Below are 21,152 nucleotides of genomic sequence, written 5' to 3' on the forward strand. Positions count from 1 at the left end.
AATTCAGGGGTGAATTTTAAACGCAGAGGAACGCTGAGGGAAGCGCAGAGGTTTTAATTAGTAATTAGTAATTAGTGATTCTTGAATTTTTGGCAGATAGCTCATTCCCCTATCAAATGATTTGAGATTGCCAGCTTTGGCTTCGAGTAAACGTTTGATGTTCATGCTCTCAGCGCCAAAATCTTCAATTTGAAGTTTGCCGTGGCTAACAGTTCCATCTGTTTTCCAGAATGTGATCCGATGTAGGATAAAACCAGAAGCTTCGGGATCAGCGAAAGCATAGGCGGTTGGGATGAGTAGCGCTACAGAACGCTGATAATATTCGTAGTCTGGATAAAAGTGTTCTTGTTCGATCAAGTAGTATTTACTCAAACTATGAACTCGCACAGAAACTTTTACTTTCTGGTCATATTCATCCTTGAATTCACCTGATTCAAGATTAATCTCACCATTTGGTCGCAGTAGATGCGCCCACTCATCTATGTTTTGTAAGTCTTTTAAGTATTCAATGCCGATTTCAATTGGAGCATCAACATAGATGGTGTCAGTATTGATAAAGTGGCTTCCTTTGGCTGCTGCGGTAAGACCAGTCTTGCGTTCCAAATTACCTTTTAAAGACCGACACTCGGAAGTGTGTACTGTGTGAATTCCCTGCATAATCATCTGAGTCTGCCGTTTTGGATCAACAAAACTCAACCAGTGAAAATACACACCTTTTTCATCTGTCCCAGGCTCAATGTAGTCTGTAGGAAACAGCAAAACAGGGTAAACCTGAAAGTATTTCTGATACTCTAACCCGCAGTGCCACTCAATGCCGTAGAAAAGTGGGTTTTCTAGTTTTTTAACGTGATAATAGAGATTTTTGTGATAACCAGATGCAGTTCCCAGCCAGGTATCTTCATCAATTTGCTCTTTCATCCGGCTATAAAGCGTCCATTCATCCAAGTTCTTTAAACTACAAAGGTAGTCAAAGGCGTTTTTTGGTGAAGTAGCAATGTAAGCTGATGTTGCAAAGGTATTTTTTTCCACTTCTCACTCCTTAAGATAATAACAATTAAGCTACGAGCGCCTTAATCTTGTTTCGCTTACTGCCTTGAATGCGGTCTTCTGCTAATCGTTTGGCAGCATCGTTGGTAGTCACTCCCTGCTGTTTAGCAATATTAAAAATTGCTAATAGCGTGTCATAAATGTTATGCACTTGCTTGAAAGCTTTTTCTTCGTCATAACCAATCATTTCGTTGTAAACATTGATTAGCCCTCCGGCATTAATTACATAATCGGGGCTGTAAAGAATCCCTTTTCTGGCAAGCATTTGACTATGTAGTTGCTCATTTTCCAATTGATTATTAGCTGCACCAGCAATAATGGAAGCTTGTAGAAAAGGAATTGTATGACTATTCAGAATTCCTCCTAAAGCACAAGGAGCAAATATATCTACATCAAGAGCGTAAATTTCGGTTGGTTCTACAATAGTTGCGCCAAAAAGCCGTTTTACCTCTTCTGCTTTGGCTGGATCTACATCGCTAACAAAAAGCTTGACATCATGCTCATGTAAGTGTCGGCAGAGATTTTTACCTACATTTCCTAAGCCTTGAACTGCAACTTTCATGCCATCAAGTCTTTTGCTCTGCCAACGAGACTCCACAGCAGCTTGAATTCCGAGAAAAACTCCTAGTGATGTTATGGGAGCAGGTCCACCAGACTTTTCTGATACGCCAACAACATATTTTGTTTCTTGACTAATTGTCCGCACATCGTCAGGAGTAATATTGACATCTTGTCCGGTAATAAAACGTCCATTTAGGCTATTAACAAAACGTCCGTAAGCTCTCAACAGATCGTCTGTTTTATTTTCAGGATTAGCGATAATTACTGCTTTGCCGCCACCAGCCGGAATGTTCGCACAGGCTGCTTTATATGTCATTCCCCGACTCAGACGCAGTGCATCTTTTAAAGCAGCTTCTTCGTTGACATAAGGCATAAGTCTTGTAGCTCCCATTGCAGGGCCCAAGCTCGTATCATGAATGGCGATTATTGCCTTAATTTCGGGATTTTTACCATGACAAAAAAGAACTTGTTCGTGACCCATTTCTCTAACAGTTTCAAATAGCAGCATTTTCACCTCTCGATATTGGTTGGAATTGTTTAGAGAAAGTAATGACCATTACGAAATGTAAAGATATAGACACAAAAACACTCTGGAATATTAAGATAAGATGAAGTTAGAAAAGAGTAATCTTCAAAAATAAAACATTCCAGCTTTTGGGGCGTAGTTGTTGCCTGGAATAAAGTTTTTGCCGCTTCTAAATTCATCCTTTATGTTTTAATAAATGGACTAATCCAAACTGCGTTGTAAATTCAGCCTTCTTGGAGTGTCTTAGTGTCTATAAGAATTGAATGAGATCGCAAGCTTTTAAAATCAAATCATTGGAAATGAAACTTGCTTGGCTGCATTTTTCGCGGAAGTTGATTTAATTCCTTGGGCTGCCAAACTTTTATTACGTCCACCAGAGGGTGCTGGTCGATCAGCGTCAATCACTACATCAATCAGAAAAGGAACTGTTGAAGCGATCGCTTGTTCTAATGCGGCTTCGATATCTGACTCTCTAACTACTACAATCGCTTCTGCTCCCATACCACGAGCAATCATGGCGAAGTTTGTTGGTGGAATTGTTGCGTCTGCACCCTTTAATCCCAAGACTTTCATCCCTTGATGACACATGTTGTAACGCGCATCGTTGAGTACAATCCAGATTGCGGGAATTTTGTATTTCACGGCTGTGCTGATTTCGTTATTCATCAGCATTGCTCCATCGCCGACAATCCCTACAGCCTTACCATTGTTCGCCAGCGCTGCACCCAACACTCCTGTGACAGCGTGACCCATTGCTCCAACTCCAGTGCTGACTCGGTAACGATTGGCTTGGGCAAATTGCAGTAGATGCGTTGACCAAGTAAACGAGTTACCGCACTCTGCCATTACTACCGCATCGCTACCCTCAACAATGAGTTTTTGAATTGCTGCCATCAATACTTCTGGCCGCACTGGATAATCTACATCTAGAACAGGTTCAATTGTTTTGCGTTCTTGATGAGGTAGCGACATTGGGGAACGAGGAGCATCTGGCAACTGCTGCAACAATTCTTGCACAAAGGCTTTGATCTCAGACCGAACTCCGAAAGTTTCAACGTGTGGATAAGCTACACCTGGCACTTCTGGGTCAATATCTACATGAACAAAACCTTCTTTTGGAACTAGCGCCGAACTCCAGAAGGAAGTCGGTTCACCAAGGCGGGTTCCTAATACGAGTGTGCGTAGTGGAGGTTGCTGTTCCATATAAGTCAAGACGGAAGCATGACCCCCTAAACCTGTAACACCCACAAACTGGGGATGATCTTCGGGAAAGATACCTTTACCACGGGGTGAGCACATCACGGCTGCTCCGGTTTTTTCTGCGAGTTGGCGGATTTCGTCTGCTGCATCACGCGCACCGAAACCAATCCAGATGGCAAAGGGACCAGCAGATAATAACTCTACAGATTTAGCGATCGCTTCTTTTGAAGCAGTCATCGGAAACGAAGAAACATTTAGTTGGGGTAAAGCTATATCCTCAACTAAACTTGTCTGCACAGCGGTGGGAATGCTCAAATGGGCGACAAATCCGCCCGGTTGCGCCAAAGCTAAAGCAAGTTTGCGAAAAATCTGAGGGAGTTGAGCCGCAGATTCAATAGTGATTGCATAGTTGAATAGCGCTCCTGGGGTAAAAATTCCCCCATTGGGCAAGGTGTAAGTGCTAGTTTCTTGAATTGCCCAACGTCCACGCTGCGGTGCTGAGGTGCAAGCCGACAGCAAAATCACCTTTGCACCTTCACCACGAGCCGCAAACAATCCGGTAAGGGCGTTGGTGATCCCCGGCCCTGCTGTGGTAAAAACTACAGTAGGGCGATTATTGGCGAAGTATGCTTCGGTCGCTGCAAATGCTGCTCCTGCTTCATGACGGAAGTTCAACACTTCTATGGTACTATTTGACAGCGCACCCCAAAGGCTTGCCATTGCACCACCTGCAACACCAAAAGCGTAGCTTACTCCCAAATTTTCCAACATCTGAGCGATCGCATCGGCAACTGAGAGCGTTGGGGCTGTTTCGTTGGGTAAAAAAGGCTGAATTCCCCCGTTATTCTCTGATTCATCAAGCTGATGCGAAATTTCAGACACAGACTCTACATAGATGTTTGATGGAATTTCTTTGTATGGCTCAGTAGTGATTAGAGGAGAGTTTGAACCAGTATAGTTTTTACTCATTGGTTTCACATAATTACAGAAAGTTACATAAAGGCTTTTTAGTTTACAATCACAGCGAGAGCAATATTTAATACAAACAACTCTGTTGCTTTTACAGCTATGATCTAGCTTGGTTGATTGTAGAAAACGTTGATTGCTGCTGATTGATGCTTGTGAGCGCACCACCAAAAATTCTTGAAAAGCAGACAGCAATAGTGTGCTTCTTGTTATCAGAATAAAGGAGATAAAGACTGTTGTGCAATCAAAAATCTTTTGATCAAAGGTGTCAAATTTTTCGCTGTCATTATGATGAGAACAGTGCTTAAGTAGGTTGGCAGGGAAAAATAAAACCATATAAAGGTATGTAAACGAGCAACTAAGCTATAATTCAAGCACATCTCATAATATTTACAAAGCTTTACATTGTTACCTTTAATTGCACCAACCTATTTATTTAAGCGCCTTGGGAGGTTTTTAATTTGTGATAATTACTATGATTAAAAACCTATTTGCAATAAAAAATCTTTTGATGAGGGTGTCAATTCTTTCGCTTTTATCGTGATTACGACATTTCCAACTTAGTTATTCTCAAAAAATGATCCTCTGCGATCGAAAAATTGCACATTACCAAATTTACAATAGAAAATTTTTTGATCTGGTTGTCAATTCTTTTGCTTTAGGACTCACACAACTTTTCATCCGAATTAAAGCATGAGCCAATTTAGCGGTCTTTATATTGCTACCAAAAACTCTTTGGGTCAATTATTTGTAACGATAAAGACATAGTTTCTTAACTTCTTATATTTTCTTTGAGAGATGACTAAGCATTCAGTACGTAATTATTTTCTAAAATATGTTTTATATGACATAAAATCCAGTATTATATACTTAGTATAAGATAAAGTGTTTATTTTCTCATAAATAAACGCTATATTATACCTATAAGTATACGTATTTTTACGACAAAATTGTACTTCTTAGGACAGATGATTAAGCATATCCTGCTATAGTTAGATACATTAGAAAGAAAGTTAAGATAAATTAAGCAAATAACTTGATGAGTGAAATTTGTTCATTGTAAGTCAGGCCCAGCACTGCACATCGCGTTTATATTGAAAATCAAATGACTCTACATTAGTACCGCACAGTATAAATCCAGCTACCATCCCAATTAACCAGAGAAATAGGGGAAATTCATGAATTTCATTTCCTATACTCAAGTAATTAGTTAAAGGTAGGCAAACTTCCGCCACAGTGTACTTGTAGTTCGCTAAAGTCCTTAGCGAGGGAAAAGTTAAAGAATAAAAATTTTTATTCTTTAACTTTTCCCAGTGGAAACCCAGTAATTTTAGATTGGGGTTAGTTAGTTCTGGTGCAGGGCTAGTACCGCAAGGCGGAAGTCAGGGATAATTGTATTTCAAGCTCTTGCGCCATTTGAAATGGTATGTTTATTTGCGCCATGTTGTACTACTTTAAATTTCAAATATATTTTCTACTTATAGATTAAGAGTTTTGAACTCTTATCTAGTAAGGTTTATTGACTAATCTGGATTTGATTTGTCTATATTTTGTGTTGCTATAAAAAGCTGTTTAAGTCGATAGTAAATTTTTTTAAACATTCAGTTTTTTTTAAATTTGGTTCAATAATTTACATTTTTCTGATATAATAATTTTTGTTAACACATTTAATATTTTTTCATATAGTAAGGTAACAAGGGATTTTATTTTTTAACAGCTGAAGAGTGTACCAAAGATTTTAGTAAGTTATGGCTGTTAACTCATTAATGGGTATGGTGCTGATTCATTACCAGGAGGAAGTAAGAATATGAATTCTGGCGAATATACACTAGCTAGATCAAACAATCAATGGGCGCTACAACCAGAAGTGGAGATGAAGTTTGCTCACTTGCTGATAAATCAAACTGTAGATGCTGCCTTCTGTTTAGGAGCAAACGCGCAATTTCTTTATGTCAACGATGCCACTTGCCTGATGACTGAGTATTCCCGTGAGGAATTACTATCCATGAGGCTGCATGATATAGATGTAGACTTTTCTCTACACAATTGGTCAGATATTATTTCACAGGGTTCCCTTACCTTTAAATCTCGCTACAGGACAAAAAGAGGTCGGATCTTTCTGGTAGAAATATCCATTAGCTATGTAAAAGACCAAGCTATGGAATTTGGCTGTGCCTTTGCTCGTGAGAAAACCGATGAAATAGTAGAACTGAGCGTGCAAAAGTGGACTGATGAATTAAGGGATGCCAAAGACAATTTGCAACAGGAATTTTCTCAACTCAAGGCAAAAGAAGTAGAACTAGAAACATCCCTATCTTTACTTCGTTCTACTCTGGAATCTACTGCCATTGGTATTGTTGCAGTTAACTTTGAGGGAGATATTCTAAGCTTGAATCAGAAATTTGTGGAGATGTGGCAAATCCCGGAGTCCCTAATACTATCCAAGAAATGTCCTCAATCTAAAACCTTTTTTGAGAACAAACTTAAAGACCCACAAGCCTTTAATCGGTTTATTTGGGAAGTATCTAGCCAATCTGATTTTGAGAGCTACGACATTCTGGAGTTGAAAGATGGGAGAGTCTTTGCCCACTACTCTAAACCTCACTTGTTGGAGGACAAAATTATTGGTAGAGTGTGGAGTATTTGGGACATTACTAAATCGAAACAGACTGAAGAAGCATTACGGCTGAACGCAGCTAGATTTCAGACTTTAGCAGAAACGACAGATGCCAGCACTTTTCTGATTCAAGGTACGCAACTTTGCTACATAAATCCCGCAGTGGAGAAACTCACTGGTTACACAAAAGAGGAACTGCTAACAGGCTTTGAACTGCGCCGACTAATTAAAAGCAAAAAACGTAGGCAAGTACGCAACCAGAGTGAAGCATCTAACTTTGAATACCAGGAGATAAATATTTTGACCAAAAACGGCACGGAGCGCTGGCTAGCCTGTGCGGTTGCCATGCTGGATGGAGTGTTGGATTTTGGAGGAAACCCAGTTGAACTGATTGCAGGCATCGATATTACCGATTACAAATATGCAGAATTAGGTCTTAACCAAGCTTTAGAACAAGCAAAACAACTTAGCGAACTTAGAGCGCGTTTTCTTTCTATGGTTTGCCATCAATTCCGGACTCCACTGAATATTGTTTCATTTTCTAATAGCTTATTAAAGGAAGAAGTAGACAAACGCACACAAAAGAAAATACAACCATTACTCGATCACATTCAAAAAGCTACTGAACAACTCGGCCAGATGTTGGATGATATTTTGTTTTTCTCTAAGGCAGAATCAGCAAAAATAAACTTTCAGCCAAAACCGCTTGAGTTAGTTCAGTTTTGTAATGATTTAATTGCACAAATGCAGATGAGTCTTAGCCAAAATCCGATTGATTTTGTAAGTGCAGATAAGTCACTAACAGCCTGTATAGATAAAAAATTGTTAGAGCCTATATTGAAGAATTTGCTCGACAATGCAATAAAATATTCCCCCTCCAACATGGCAATTGAGTTGAAACTCTATTGCAAAAATAAAAAATTAATTTTCCAGGTAAAAGATATGGGAATCGGTATTTCAGTAGCAGATCAACAACGAATATTTGAGCCATTTTACCGTGGTAGTAATATTGATCATATACCTGGTACTGGACTAGGACTATCGATTCTTAAAACTCTTGTAGATTTACATCAGGGTCAAGTCTCTGTAGAAAGTCAAATAAGTGTGGGCACTACGTTTACTGTGATGTTCCCATTAATCAAGTCAGAGTTTACTAGTTTCGAGTTATGAATGTTGAAATGAAGATAGTTGTTAATTAATAACTTAACAGTTATAAATCTGGGAACAAAGTAATTGTTCTCATGCCTATTTACATATTTCCCAAAGAGTCTAGTAAGCAGCTTCTGCAAAAAGTTCTAGTAATAGAAAATCATGCCCGAATCGTCAAATAAAATTCTCGTCATTGAAGATGATAACGTTACCCGCAATCTTTATTTAAAGGGTCTTGAGGCTAAAGGTTTTGATACGATAAGTGCTGACAACGGTCTTGCTGGTATCCAGCAAGCACAAAAGCGCATACCCGACTTAGTGATTTGCGATATTACGATGCCTGATATGGATGGTTATAGCGTTTTAACTACGCTACGCCAAGATCCTCTTACAGCAATTATTCCTTTCATTTTTTTGACTGGCAGTAGTACCAGAGCTGATGTTCGCAAAGCTATGGAATTGGGAGCAGACGACTATCTTAGCAAACCCTCTACACTAGACGAATTGCTCAGAGCGATCACTACTCGCTTGCAAAAGCAAGCTACTTTCCAATACTGGTGCAATATTCAATTCGAGAAAGCTCCAAAATCAGTATTTGAAGATAATACTATATTGCTCGCTGGAGGTGTTGGCGTTGGCGAAGCCTCTCGTAGAGAAGCCTCTGGTAGAGAAGCCATGATCCCTCAGAAGTCAATCTTTCCCTGCATTCCTGAATTAAAAGAAGTTTTCGACTTTATTGAAGCCCATTATCATCAAGGAATTACTTTGTGTGATGTGGCTCTTGCTGTTGGTTACTCTTCTGCTTACTTAACTAACCGAGTAGCAAAGCAGACAGGAGAGACTGTAAACTGCTGGATTGTCAAACGCCGGATGGCGGGAGCTCGTTTTTTACTCCAAAATAGTAATCAAACAGTCGAGAAGATAGCGAAAGCATTGGGCTATCAGGATGTGTCTCATTTCTCCCGCCAGTTTCGCCAACATCACGGTTTACCTCCCCAGGCTTGGCGCAAAGAACATCCTCACTAAACCAAAAAGTTTTTGACATCTGTTAACGATCGTGCAAGTTCCAAAGCAGAGTAGCAAATTACTTGTATTCGATTTGTACCCAATGCAGTCGAACAAAACCCAGTAGAAGATGTTTGGTTACAAGTCAAGAACTTTCCCTTGAAAGTTTTGGTCTGTTTCCAAATCTTTTTCTGTTGTTGTAGCCAAAGATGGCATAAATAATTACTTCCCATCCTCCAATATTAATGTAGACTCAGCTGTACGCCCAAATTCTTCTGGTGCATATTGCAAGTGAACTTCTGCACCAGGCCAAGAAAACGTACCAGGAGTAACAGAACGGACTAAGTAATGCAGGCTATAAACTCCTGGTTCCAAGTGGTCGGCGTAGGCGATAATGCGATCGCGGTAGATATTTCTAAAGCCAAGTTCCCAGTTATCGGCTTTTGCTTGTAATGCAGCCGTGGTAGTTTGAAAACTCGCATCCACCGCCTCAAAACCTGATGGTAACGGATCTTTAATCACCACATGATCCACAGGATGATCAGCGATGATTTCTAAACCAATATCAAACACCTGTCCAGAGGCTAAATTTAACGGTTTATCGAAAGCGTAAAGACCTGTTTTTTGCAAAACTTTCTCTTTATTTACTTGACTAATTTCCCGTGTTATGCGTAAGCCGTTAAACCTACCTGGTTGATTTCCTTGCAAGCGATAATTATAAGCAACTAGATAGTGCAAAGTCCCATTACCTGATTTTTGCAGTGTTAAATCATTACGACCACGAGGTAATTGATTCATCGGCACATTTAGCTGTAAGCTAGGATTTTTGTAACCTTCAAAGCGATTTTCTCCTAACTTATTACCAGCTAATTCCACTGTGGCAACAAAATTAGGCGGTGTGGGTTGCAGTTGGCTATATTCTACCAAAGCTGTTAATGCTTGGGCATTATTATAGTTAGTTTGCCATGTGCCATTCCGTCGCAATGCGAGAAGACTTTGGAATAACTTATCTATAACTTCGGCTTTACTCTGCTTGGCAATAAATAAGCGTAAAGCTTGTGCTTGCGTCGTGGTAGATGAACTCATCCATCCCCAACTAGCTGGTAAACTTACAACTGCTGTGCTACCAGTTTCATATATATTCTGTTGTAACTTGTTCACCAGTTGTTGAGATTCGTCTTGCCATTCTGGGAATTGAGATAAGTATCGTGCTAGTTTAATTTGAGTTACTACATCAAAATTATTGCGCTGTTCATAAATATCTCCGAGAAAAGTATTGCGTTTTTCTCCTAATTCTGCTAAAGCGATTAAACCATTAAGTTGCAGTTGCCTTTTACATAGTAACTGTTTACAAAATTCGTATTCACCAGGATTCGCCAGAACTTTTTGCAGATAAGTTTTGAGGCGAGATAGCATTGCAGAATCGACTAAATTAGGGAACACCTGACTGGTAGCCAAAGATTCACCCACATATGAAGAAACCCAAGGGTCGGATTTTTCTTGTCCAGGGAAAGCAGCAAAACCACCATCTGCTATTTGGAGTTTTTGTAATTTTTCAATTGCTTGATTCGCCTGTTGGCTAGGATTAAATTCTGTAAAGGTCTGACCATATTTTTGTGTAAGATTTTGCAGATTAGCAGCAATTATTAACTGACTTGCAGCAGGTTCTGTAAACGGCAAATCATCATCTTCTAAAACCTGCTTTGCTGGTGCTTTAATTTCCGGTATCAAAGTACTCGCCAACTGAATATCTAAACCTCCCGCATCAGGGAAGGTATTTTTATCAACATTCAGAGGAATCTTCACTTGTTTTTCAGTTACACTAGTTTCAACGACTTGTTCTGTAATTTCAATTGGCTTAATTTCCAAAGGTACTTCAAAAGCATCTGCGGCTGTACCATTTAGTTGAGTGGTAAAGTGAACTTTACCAACTCCCACACTATCCGCCACCATCGGAAAGCGATAAGCATGAGTTGCAGATTCAGCTTTGGTTTGCAAAGCAGTAGTTGTGGGGTTTTTATCAGCAAACTTCACCGTACCGCTAAGTTCGCCATTAATTGAGAGATTTCCTGGATTCCCAGTGTTGTTAGTCACGGATAAACCAGCAAGGATGCGATCGCCTGGACGGGCAAATTGTGGCAAGATGGCATTAGTTAGCAGTGGCTTTGTGGTGATAAACGTCGCGTCCCCATTCCCGAAACGGAGATTTCCATCGGTGGCGACAGCCATCACTCGCCATGTAGTTAAATCATCCGGTAATTTAAAAGTTATCTGTGCATTACCATTAGTATCGGTGAGGACAGAACCATTGTAGTAAGCTAAGGCTTGAAAATCTGTGCGAGTGCGAGTATTCGCTGCACCAGTCGAGAAACCACCGCCATAACCCCAACCTTTGGGTTTAGCTACATCTTGTGGTTGTAAAATTACATCTGGTCGATTATCGCTAAAGCGGGTAGATATTGGCTGTTCTGCATAAACTGTATCCACCAAATCTGGTACACGATAACCAGAAAGTTGTAGTACCGCCTCATTCACCACCATAACTGTAAACTGTCCTTTGGTGGGATTGCTTTGATTATCCTTCAGTTCTAGCTGTACTGTTTCCTCTGTACCAGGTTCTAATGATGCTTGCACTGGCTTAACTTGCAGTTTTAAATACTTATCTTCTAAGTTAACTTTAAAAGGTGTAAAACCAATCTTCACCAAGTTATCTAAACTTCCTGGTTCCACTTGGTTGAGAGGTTTACCTTGCCTTACTAATACAGCTTCGATGGCTGCATTTGGCAGCATTTCTGGGGTAACTTGAAACTGAATTTGTGGTGCGCCTCCCTGAACTTTGGTAATCTGCTGATAAAGAGGTTTGTCTTTAATTACAGCAAAATATAATTCTGCATCTGGATAGGGAGATTGAATTAGTGCAGTAGCAGTTTCACCTGGTTTGAACTCTTTTTTATCTAATTTAACTTCTAAGGCATCTTGTTCTCTAGAACCCCAAAATACTGGATTTCCTCCAGTTGCCCAAATTTGTAAATCTGTGGCACTTAATTCGCTTTTGGCATCATTAAAATTGGTTCTAATCCGGTAGGAACCAGATTCGGCTGCTGTTAAATTTACCGATTGTGGACTGCTACTAGATGTAATTTCTGCTTGTGCGACTGTCTTATATTCGACTTGATTTTTTGGTGTTTGGCTACCTTCCACTAACTGCGTGACGCTACTGTATTTAATCTGTTGTAATTCCAGACGCACCCGTTGACCTGTTATCAGTTTTCCTGTAGGGTCAGTAACAACCACTTCAATTGGAAAAGCCTTACCAGCATCAGTGATAAAATTGCTTTTTAACCCGATAAGGCGATTACTTGGTAAGGCTGTAAAAGTTTTGGAATTCGCTACAGACAGATTAGAAACATCTGCAACTTGCACATCCACCTGGTAAGTCATCGGATATGGTAAATCCTTAGCCACTGTTAGCGTTTGGCTGGTTGTACCATTAGCATCTAATTGGGCATTAGTTTGTAACACATCACTAGATATGGTAGGAGTTTCCTCAGGCCATAACCATTGCCGACCAAAAGTAAATTCGTCCCACCCTTTAGGGATAAAATTAGCCTGCTGGCGAGTAATAAAGTATTTTGCTTCTCCACCTTCTACAGGCGCACCAAATAAATAATTACTTTTAGCATTAATATCAACTTTCTCGTCAATGAGAGCAAATTCTTTATCTAAGTTGAGTTCGACTTTAAAGTTGGGTGGCTTAAACTCAGCTACCCGAAATTCTCCAGAAATTTCTTGCCCATTTTTCCCTTTCGCCTGGATTGTATGGTAGCCTAAGCGCTGAGTAGTCTTAATTGGCAACTCTAGAGAAAACGTGCCAAATTCATTTGTAGTTTGCGTACCTAAATTGGTCTTTTGTCCATCAGGATTTACCAAAGTTAATTGGTAAACAGCATTTTTATCTTGCTGGATTGTGCCATTTTGTAAGTAGTCTGCAAACCCAGTTAACCAAGCTTTTTCACCTGGTTGATACAACTGTCTATCTGAGAAGATTACCCCGCGTGATTCTGGCTTACTAGCTTGCCAACCTGCATCAATACCATATCCATAAACGCCGCTATATTCCTCAGTTCTGGCAAATGCCCAATCTTGATTTTCATGGGCAATTACTAATAATTGTGGTGATTTACTAGAGGTTTCATTCCCAGAATAACATTGCTGTAATCCTTCACGAACAATTCTAAAAGTTCCATTTTCATCAGTTTTACCCGTTGCACAAGGTAAAGGTTCAGGGCGAGATTTTGCCTGTAATTTTGATTGATAAATTTCAATAGCGCTATTTTTAACTGGCGAACCATCTGTAAGATGATTGACGCGAATTAAGCCTGACTCAGGAAACCACTGAGTAAATACGCCCAAATTCGTCAATTCAACCAAGCCATAAGTTGTAGGTTCACGCCATAGTTCCTTACCATTCTCCTGATATTTATTAGTGCGGGCTTGCACTCCGTAAGCTAACATTCCTGTAGCAGCACTTATTTTTTCTCGGAGAGGAACAGCAATGTCAACTGATTGATTTTTCTTACCCGATACCTTAAAGCTTTGCCAATCAGCAGGTTGTGGTAATAAATCATTACTATTATTAAAATAAACTAAATCTGTCGGTTTAACTGCTCGATAAGCTGCTTTGTACTTAGATTCTGGCAGATTTCCCGTACTAATATTTAGCTGTAAATCTTTACCTGTGGGGAAAATATTCAAATCTGATGGTACCCAGATATCCCCAGCTAAATCTCCAGTATCATATTTAACTGTGACAGGTTTACCCAAAGTTTGTCCAAACTTATCTTTGAGATTAGCACCCATAGTAATTGTATAACTCTTGGCAGGTTCTAGCGCATAAGGATTGATGCCGACAATTTTATCTTCATCATTTATTTGTATAATTCTCGAAATGTCTTTTGGGGCTGGATTAATGGTAATATTTTCTTTAGCTGAATCTGCTAATAAGACATTATTAAATTCTAGCTGCGGACTACCTTTAATAAATCTTCCAAAAGTTCCACCTGCATCTGGCTGTCCGTAAAAGTTAATTTTATGAAATGCCAAAGGCGAATAAGTTGCTAACTTAGTGGCAAATTCTTTCTCTGTAGGGAGATTGCCATAAGCAGGACGTATTCCTGGAGTAAATACCAGGCGATAACGGGTTGCTTTTTCGAGATTTTGCTGTGGAATAAGATTATAAATCCAATTACGTGCTGAAGGGTCAAATTTTTCTAAAGGGTCTTCATTTTCTTCTTTTAATGGTTTTTCTTCTTTGTTTAATTCAACTTTAAAACCTGTACCTTTATTATTTCCTTCAGGAATTAACTGTAAATGTTCTTGTACAGAAGCTAAATCTAATTCTACATTTGAAGTAAACTGTAACTTTTGTTGTAAATCAATTGGTTCAACATCAGCCTTCTCAATGGGATTGACACCAGGTAAATTAGTTAGGTTGATAGATTCGGTATTGAAAGTCCAAGGTAAATCTTTGTCTAAGCGATGATTTTTTAAATCAACTAAACCTGCTTTGAGAGTGACTTTAAATCTTGTCGCTATTGGCAATGCTTTATCAGCTTGAAAACCTACCATCCGCGGTGTTAAAAAGCGAAATTGACCGGGTAAAGGTGGCGAAAGCGCAAATTTTTGTAACAGTTTTTGCTGTTCTGGGCTATCAAGACTTTCAACTGGTATTAAAGCTTCTTTAAAACGGATGCGGATTTGGTTAAGAGATTTTGCATCACCAATGGGACTAATTTGTTCAATCCAGTCTGGTAATTTCGGCGGTGTGAGTGGGGAAACTGTTGGTAGTTGTTCTTTACTTGAGTTGATACCAAAAAAATTACACCCTGCCATTCCTAGTATAAATGTAAAAGTAAGAAGAAACTGTATTGTTCTCTTCCGGCTCGAAGAACGGCTAATTTTTTTTAACAAACCGCTAAAGACGCCAAGGACGCGATAGGTAATCTTATGATGGAAACGCAGTAGAACTCTGATAATCATCTTTTTAGTAATTCAAAATTAAAAATTCACAGATTATGGCTAACAAAAGTTCGCACTCCCTGATTAAGTGAGCAATGCTAACACTAATAAAGTCCGCCCATTGACTAGCTATTTATACTCAAAACTTGGATTTGACTATGTTTATTTACATAGATAGCTAATTCAGTGTGATTGTTCCAAAAAATAACTACAATTCTTAACTATAAAGAAGTATTGAAATTTCGCAAACATTAATTTAGATTTGCTAAGTTAGTAAAAATGAATTATTAAGGATTTGACATATTTACTGATGTAAGTAAGTCAGCGGAAAAATTAAGGTAAGTTTTCTTAAACAGGGGATTCCCTGATGAAACTAATTTCGCGATCGCTAACTAAAATTAAGCACAAACTGCGTAAAACTAGTAAAGTTATTTTAGCTGGGCTGCTCATATGCCTAGTGGTACGCTTACTACCTTATTTTGCGCCCCTTCGTGCCGCAGATATTGCCCAAAATCAGTTGGCAATGCAATTTAGCGATCGCAATGGTTTACCATTAGGAACACTGCTCACCCGTGACCAAGAGCATACATCAGTAATACCACTAAATCAGGTTTCTCCCCAGTTTATCCATGCCATTTTAGCCGCCGAAGATGGCAGCTTTTACGATCACGGGGCGTTGGATATGAAAGCAGTTGTCCGCGCCAGCAAAGAAGCCATCCATGCCAAAAGAGTTGTTTCCGGTGCTTCTACAATTACGATGCAATTGGCGCGGATGTTAGATCCTGTCCCTCGCAGCTTCTCTGGTAAACTGAGTGAGGTTTGGCTATCTTGGCGGTTAGCAGCAGGGATGAATAAAGATGAAATTCTCTCTGCATATATCAATCGTCTACCAATGGGAGGGAATATATATGGTGTAGAAGCAGCTGCGCGGACTTATTTTTCCATCCCAGCTAGTGAGTTGAATCTTGCTCAAGCTAGTTTGTTGGCTGCTATTCCCAATAATCCCACATACTTTAACCCTTATGAGCATCGGGAACGGCTGAAGCAGCGACAAAAATACGTCCTCAATCGGATGGTACAGGAAAAGTATATTAGTGGAGCGATCGCAGCCCGAACACACACTGAAAAGGTTGTGTTTCAGTCTCGCCAACAGGGAATTATCGCCGCACCACACTTTTTATTTTGGTTAGCCAATCAGATTCCCCCAACCCCCGTTGAAAAGCAGGGCTATGTTTCCCCCTTGTTAACGGGTGCTAGGGGGGATCAATCCGTTATTCGCACGACTATAAACCGTCCTTTACAGCAGTTTATCGAAGCACAGGTGCAGCAGGTAATTTCTTCCTTAGCCGCGAACAATGTCCATGATGCAGCTGCATTGGTGATTGACAACCGCACTGGTGAAGTTTTAGCTTATGTTGGTTCACCTGATTACTTTAATGAAGCAAAACTGGGACGCAATGATGGAGTGCAGGCGCTACGTCAACCAGGATCTACTCTCAAGCCTTTTGTGTATGAATTAGCTTTAGAAAAAGATTTAATTCACCCAAATACCATTTTGGCAGATGTACCCGCCCATTATGCAATTCCCGGCGCGAAACTTTATAGCCCAACAGATTATACTGAACGCTTTCTTGGCCCAGTGCGGGTGCGAATCGCTTTAGCAAATTCCCTAAATGTACCAGCAGTGCGGGTATTAGAAAAGGTAGGCGTGGAAACTTTCTTAGAACGACTACATCAACTGGGATTTGAACACCTCAATCAAACACCAGAACATTATGGTTTGGGTTTGACTTTAGGTAGTGGCGAAGTCACTTTATGGGAATTAGCTAGAGCTTACGTTACTATGGCACGACTTGGAGACGCCATTCCTTTAGTAAGCACATTTTCCAATTCCCCAAGCCGAAGTCCCAAATCTAAAATCCGTCTTGAAAAGTTTGCTACGCAGGGAAATCCTGCTTACAACTTTTCGCAAAATTCGACGACGATATGGCAACTAATTACCAACATGCTAAGTGACAGCCATGCTCGTGCCACAGCGTTTGGTGTAGACTCTGTGTTAAATTTACCCTTTGCTTCTGCTGTTAAAACTGGCACTTCTTCCAATTTTCGTGATACTTGGACAGTTGGCTTTACCACAGATTACACCGTTGCTACTTGGGTAGGCAATTTCAACGGTGAACCGATGCGACAAGTTTCAGGCGTTACAGGGGCAGCACCTTTGTGGAATCGGATTATGTTACACCTGCACGAACATCAAGAACCAGCAGGTTTTCCACCCCCAGAAGGTTTAGTGCAATTACCTGTTTGTGCAATTTCTGGGTTACGACCAACACCAGATTGTACCTCAGTAGTGCAGGAATATTTCTATCCAGAAGATAAAATTGCCTACGAAGGAGAAAACAAGTTCAATTTACCACCAGAGTATGATGAGTGGTTGGCAAAACAACAGCAATCAAATTTTACTTCTACCAATTTGAGAATTTTATCTCCACATAATGGCGATTTATTCTTAGTGTATCCAGGTGAAGAAGCGAAGCAAAAATTGGAATTTAAGCTAGCGGGAAATAAATTTGCGCCTGTAGAATGGTGGCTGAATGGTGAAAAATTAGATACAAACTCAACTAATTCTTTATTTTGGTATCTGCGTCCTGGTAAGTGGACTTTGGAAGCGAGGAGTGGGGAAATGAGCGATAAAATAAGTTTTCAGGTAGAGTTAGCTAGTCTTAAACCCACGCGTCGGGGATTTTCTATTAGTAATTCTTAAAGAGATAGGGTAAACGCCCAAAGTTTTCGGCATCATTTAGACCTGCTATCTGGTGTTAATATAGTTACTTCCCGTGTTTGCTTGATAGGAATCTCAATCACAAACTCTGTACCCTTACCAGGTGCAGAAATACAGTTGATTTTTCCTTTATGCTTATCTACTATAATTTTGTAACTAATAGATAATCCTAAGCCAGTACCTTTACCTATAGGTTTAGTAGTAAAGAAAGGGTCAAACAATCTAGTCTTAACTTCATCGGTTATTCCTGGTCCATTATCTTTAATACTAATAATCACGCAGTCTTCATTTTTAATTTGAGTATGGACAATAATAAAACTATGGTGTTTTTTAATCTCTCCTTTTAAACACTCTACTTCCCGTTCATATAAAGCATCAATAGCATTACTGAAGATATTCATAAATACCTGATTTAATCCTCCTGCATAACATTCAACAAGAGGCAAATTACCATAATCTTTGATTACTGCAATTTCTTGCTGTTTATGCTTTTCTTTGAAACGATGCTGTAAAATTAATAGCGTGCTATTAATTCCTTCATGAATATCAACAGGTTTCATTTCTGCTTCATCAAGACGCGAGAAGTTACGTAAAGTTAGCACAATCTCGCAAATGCGCTCAGTACCAACTGCCATTGAGGATAAGATTTTCGGCATATCATCAATAATAAACTCTAAGTCCATCTTCTTAATCAGACTAGTTATTTCTGGATTATAATTAGAATATTGCTGATACAGTTTAATTAAAGTTAGTAATTGCAGACTATATTCTTTAATATGGAGCAGGTTACCAGAAATAAAATTAACTGGATTATTAATTTCATGAGCAACACCAGCAACTAGCTGACCTAATGAGGACATTTTTTCAGTTTGAATAAGTTGTACTTGAGTGTGTTGCAATTGTTGCAGTGTCTGTTGTAGTTGAAAATTTTTGTATTTTAATTTTGCCGTTCTCTCCGCCACTTGCATTTCTAACCTACAATTCGCTTCTTCTAAAGCGGCTTGTGCAATTTTTTTAGCCTTTAAGTATTGCTGCAATAAATGCAATACCAAAAGCCATGCCGGAATCAGCATTGTTAAACTTATAATAGATTCTAAAACTGCCCAAAATATTTTTTTGTAATATTCATCAACTTTCTGCTGTAACTCAAATGAGATATTACGATTTCTTTTTGTAACACCATCAGCATAAATATGCTTCTGAGTTTCATATTCGCGGTTGGAAAGTAGTAGTTGTGCTGTCTCTTTGTGATTTTTCTTAACTAATTCAAAAGATTCATATTCCATTGTAACCAAGCGCTGATTAGCAACATCAATTTTTTTAGCATCCTCATTTTTATATGCTTGAGGAGCCAGTTTAATAGATTCTTTAATAGCAATGTCAAGTTGAGGTTCAAATTTGCGATATCGTTCCTCCCAAGTAGAGTTTCCTGTAGCAGCATTCATGCGGGCTGACATCGTTAATACTTCATCAAGATAAGTAATTTCATCACTCAGCGTTTGTAGTTTAAATTCATGTTTAGTAATACTATTGAAGTTATAATATGCTTGCCAGTTGAGCCAAATTTGAGGAAGAAACAAGAGTAATGTCAGCAGTACTGTTACAGTTACTAATTGAGAGGCAACGAATCTCACTTTATAAGGTAGGTGCATTTTAATAGTATTGTTTAAATATTATATTAAAAGTAGATAGTAACCAAATTTTATCCTATTACATAAGTTTTATATGCTTAGTATTAATCCCAAAAAGGTTTCTCAAATATCCTACAGTTTCATTTTTATAAATTTCAAAGTCAATTTTACTTATTTGTTTTGTTTTAATACTTCTGCCATATATAAAACCTAAATTAAAAATTATTAAATCTGACGTAGAAAAATTATAAGGATATGGATATATAAATTTAGCAAAAAATTTATATATGAATAAATCTAGTTTATTAGTCACCCTTCTGAACTCCAAGCTTCACTCTCAGAACTGCACATTTGATCCTGTGAACTCGAAACTTGGACTTTAGAAGCTCAAACATCCCCTTCAAAACTGGAACATTTGACTTCAAAACCCAGCTGACGTTGAAATCATTAAAATATCACTAGTACAACACGCCAAAAATAACGCTACCATCTCAATTAACAAGATTTGGGGCTTAACAAGTTGCTCTGAGCAACTTGTTAAAAGTAGGTAAACTTTCGCCACAGTCTACTAGTCCGATCACAGACTCTCGTAGGTAAGTTCTGCATTTGCCCAGTTGGTTTCTGCCAGAAATTCCCTAAATGTGGTCAGAAGTCCAGGAAACTCTTCTTCTCGTAAACGCTGGACATCGGCTTGATAACCTTGTTTGCGATACCACTGAATCAAATCGAACAGTTCCCTTTGCAGCAAGAGTAAGAAAATCCAGGCGGGTGTCTCTTTATGGATAACTTTCATCCCCTGCGCTTGGGAGAATGCCTCTGCCATCTGAAGAGGGGTCAGCACATCGCCAGCTAGCTCAATTTCTTGACCAATATACTTGGTGGGATGTTTAATTACGTAGGCAGCAACGCGGCCCATGTCCTTCGTTGTAATTAGATGAAGCGGCTTGTCTTGCTGAATGGAAAATGGGAAACTACCTTTGAGGATAGAAGGTCGCGTATACTTCTTCCAAAACTCCTCCATAAACAAGCAAGCTCGCAACATAGTAGTCGGTAAGCCAGCTTCTTTTAGAATTTTCTCCACTTGGTACTTTTGCTCAATGCGGGGGATTCCTGAATTCCTGTCCGCCCCACCTGCGGAATTGTAGACAAAGTGTTTGATGTTAGCAAGTTTTGCAACTTGTGCAACTCGCTTTGCCCTCTCCACCTCTAGCGGGTCAATTTTAGGAGAGTCCGCAGAAGTAGCATGGCAATAAACAGCCGAAATTCCTGCAAAGGCTGCTATGAGAGAGGCTTCATCGTCGAGGTTGGCTTTTACCAGTTCAACTTTGGCATCGTTGAGCTTTGCAAGAGTTGGACGATTAAGATCAATTTCTCTAGTGATGACTCGCAGGTTGGTAACTCCCTGTTCGAGAAATCCTTTAACGACATTTCCACCTGTGCCGCCAGTAACTCCGATGAGTAAGACTTTATCGGTGTTTGACTCTGTGCGATCGGGGAAATTTGACATTCTCTCTTCTACCTGGAGTTCTTTATTTAAATTAAGTTTATCCAAAGACAGGAGAAGCAAACAACAATTAAGTAGCAACCTGATTTAAACAATCTAATTATCCTTGCTGGTACAGTTATCACAAGACCAAAAACTAGGACTTA

The 21,152-nt window shown here is 39.3% G+C and carries 9 protein-coding genes; 3 read left to right on the forward strand and 6 right to left on the reverse strand.

Going from position 1 to position 21,152, the window contains the following annotated elements; genetic code table 11:
- Window positions 1–57: 57 nt before the first annotated feature.
- From scyC to scyA, 3 genes are all read right to left on the reverse strand, one after another.
- Window positions 58–1,029, reverse strand: a complete 972-nt coding sequence (gene scyC / locus V7K46_RS09650) for a scytonemin biosynthesis cyclase/decarboxylase ScyC (protein WP_335112479.1) — start codon at window positions 1,027–1,029, stop codon at window positions 58–60.
- 25 nt (window positions 1,030–1,054) lie between these two features.
- A complete protein-coding gene (gene scyB / locus V7K46_RS09655) occupies window positions 1,055–2,116 on the reverse strand; it encodes a tryptophan dehydrogenase ScyB (RefSeq protein WP_335112481.1) in 1,062 nt (353 codons plus the stop codon).
- Window positions 2,117–2,419: 303 nt separating this feature from the next.
- Window positions 2,420–4,303 (reverse strand): scytonemin biosynthesis protein ScyA, encoded by a 1,884-nt coding sequence (scyA, locus tag V7K46_RS09660; protein ID WP_335112483.1) that lies wholly within the window; start codon window positions 4,301–4,303, stop codon window positions 2,420–2,422.
- A 1,804-nt stretch (window positions 4,304–6,107) separates the two neighbouring features.
- Here scyA and V7K46_RS09665 point away from each other — a divergent pair.
- A complete protein-coding gene (locus V7K46_RS09665; protein WP_335112485.1) occupies window positions 6,108–8,087 on the forward strand; it encodes a scytonemin biosynthesis sensor histidine kinase in 1,980 nt (659 codons plus the stop codon).
- 141 nt (window positions 8,088–8,228) lie between these two features.
- On the forward strand, window positions 8,229–9,092 hold the full coding sequence (locus tag V7K46_RS09670; protein WP_335112487.1) for a response regulator transcription factor: 864 nt from the start codon (window positions 8,229–8,231) through the stop codon (window positions 9,090–9,092).
- A gap of 201 nt (window positions 9,093–9,293) precedes the next feature.
- Here the strand turns inward: V7K46_RS09670 and V7K46_RS09675 are convergent, their stop codons facing one another.
- The gene (locus V7K46_RS09675) at window positions 9,294–14,963 is read right to left on the reverse strand and encodes an alpha-2-macroglobulin family protein (RefSeq protein ID WP_335112489.1); all 5,670 of its coding nucleotides are present in this window, start codon (window positions 14,961–14,963) and stop codon (window positions 9,294–9,296) included.
- A 493-nt stretch (window positions 14,964–15,456) separates the two neighbouring features.
- Here V7K46_RS09675 and pbpC point away from each other — a divergent pair, with 493 nt between their 5' ends.
- Window positions 15,457–17,853 (forward strand): penicillin-binding protein 1C, encoded by a 2,397-nt coding sequence (gene pbpC, locus V7K46_RS09680; protein ID WP_335112491.1) that lies wholly within the window; start codon window positions 15,457–15,459, stop codon window positions 17,851–17,853.
- Between the two features lie 32 nt (window positions 17,854–17,885).
- On the opposite strand, the gene V7K46_RS09685 is transcribed toward pbpC, so the two are convergent.
- A complete protein-coding gene (locus V7K46_RS09685; RefSeq protein ID WP_335112493.1) occupies window positions 17,886–19,523 on the reverse strand; it encodes a sensor histidine kinase in 1,638 nt (545 codons plus the stop codon).
- A gap of 556 nt (window positions 19,524–20,079) precedes the next feature.
- A complete protein-coding gene (locus tag V7K46_RS09690) occupies window positions 20,080–21,009 on the reverse strand; it encodes an NmrA family NAD(P)-binding protein (protein ID WP_335112495.1) in 930 nt (309 codons plus the stop codon).
- Window positions 21,010–21,152: the final 143 nt, after the last annotated feature.

The sequence above is a fragment of the Nostoc sp. genome (assembly GCF_036917395.1).
In the GTDB taxonomy this organism is placed as follows: Bacteria; Cyanobacteriota; Cyanobacteriia; order Cyanobacteriales; family Nostocaceae; genus Nostoc.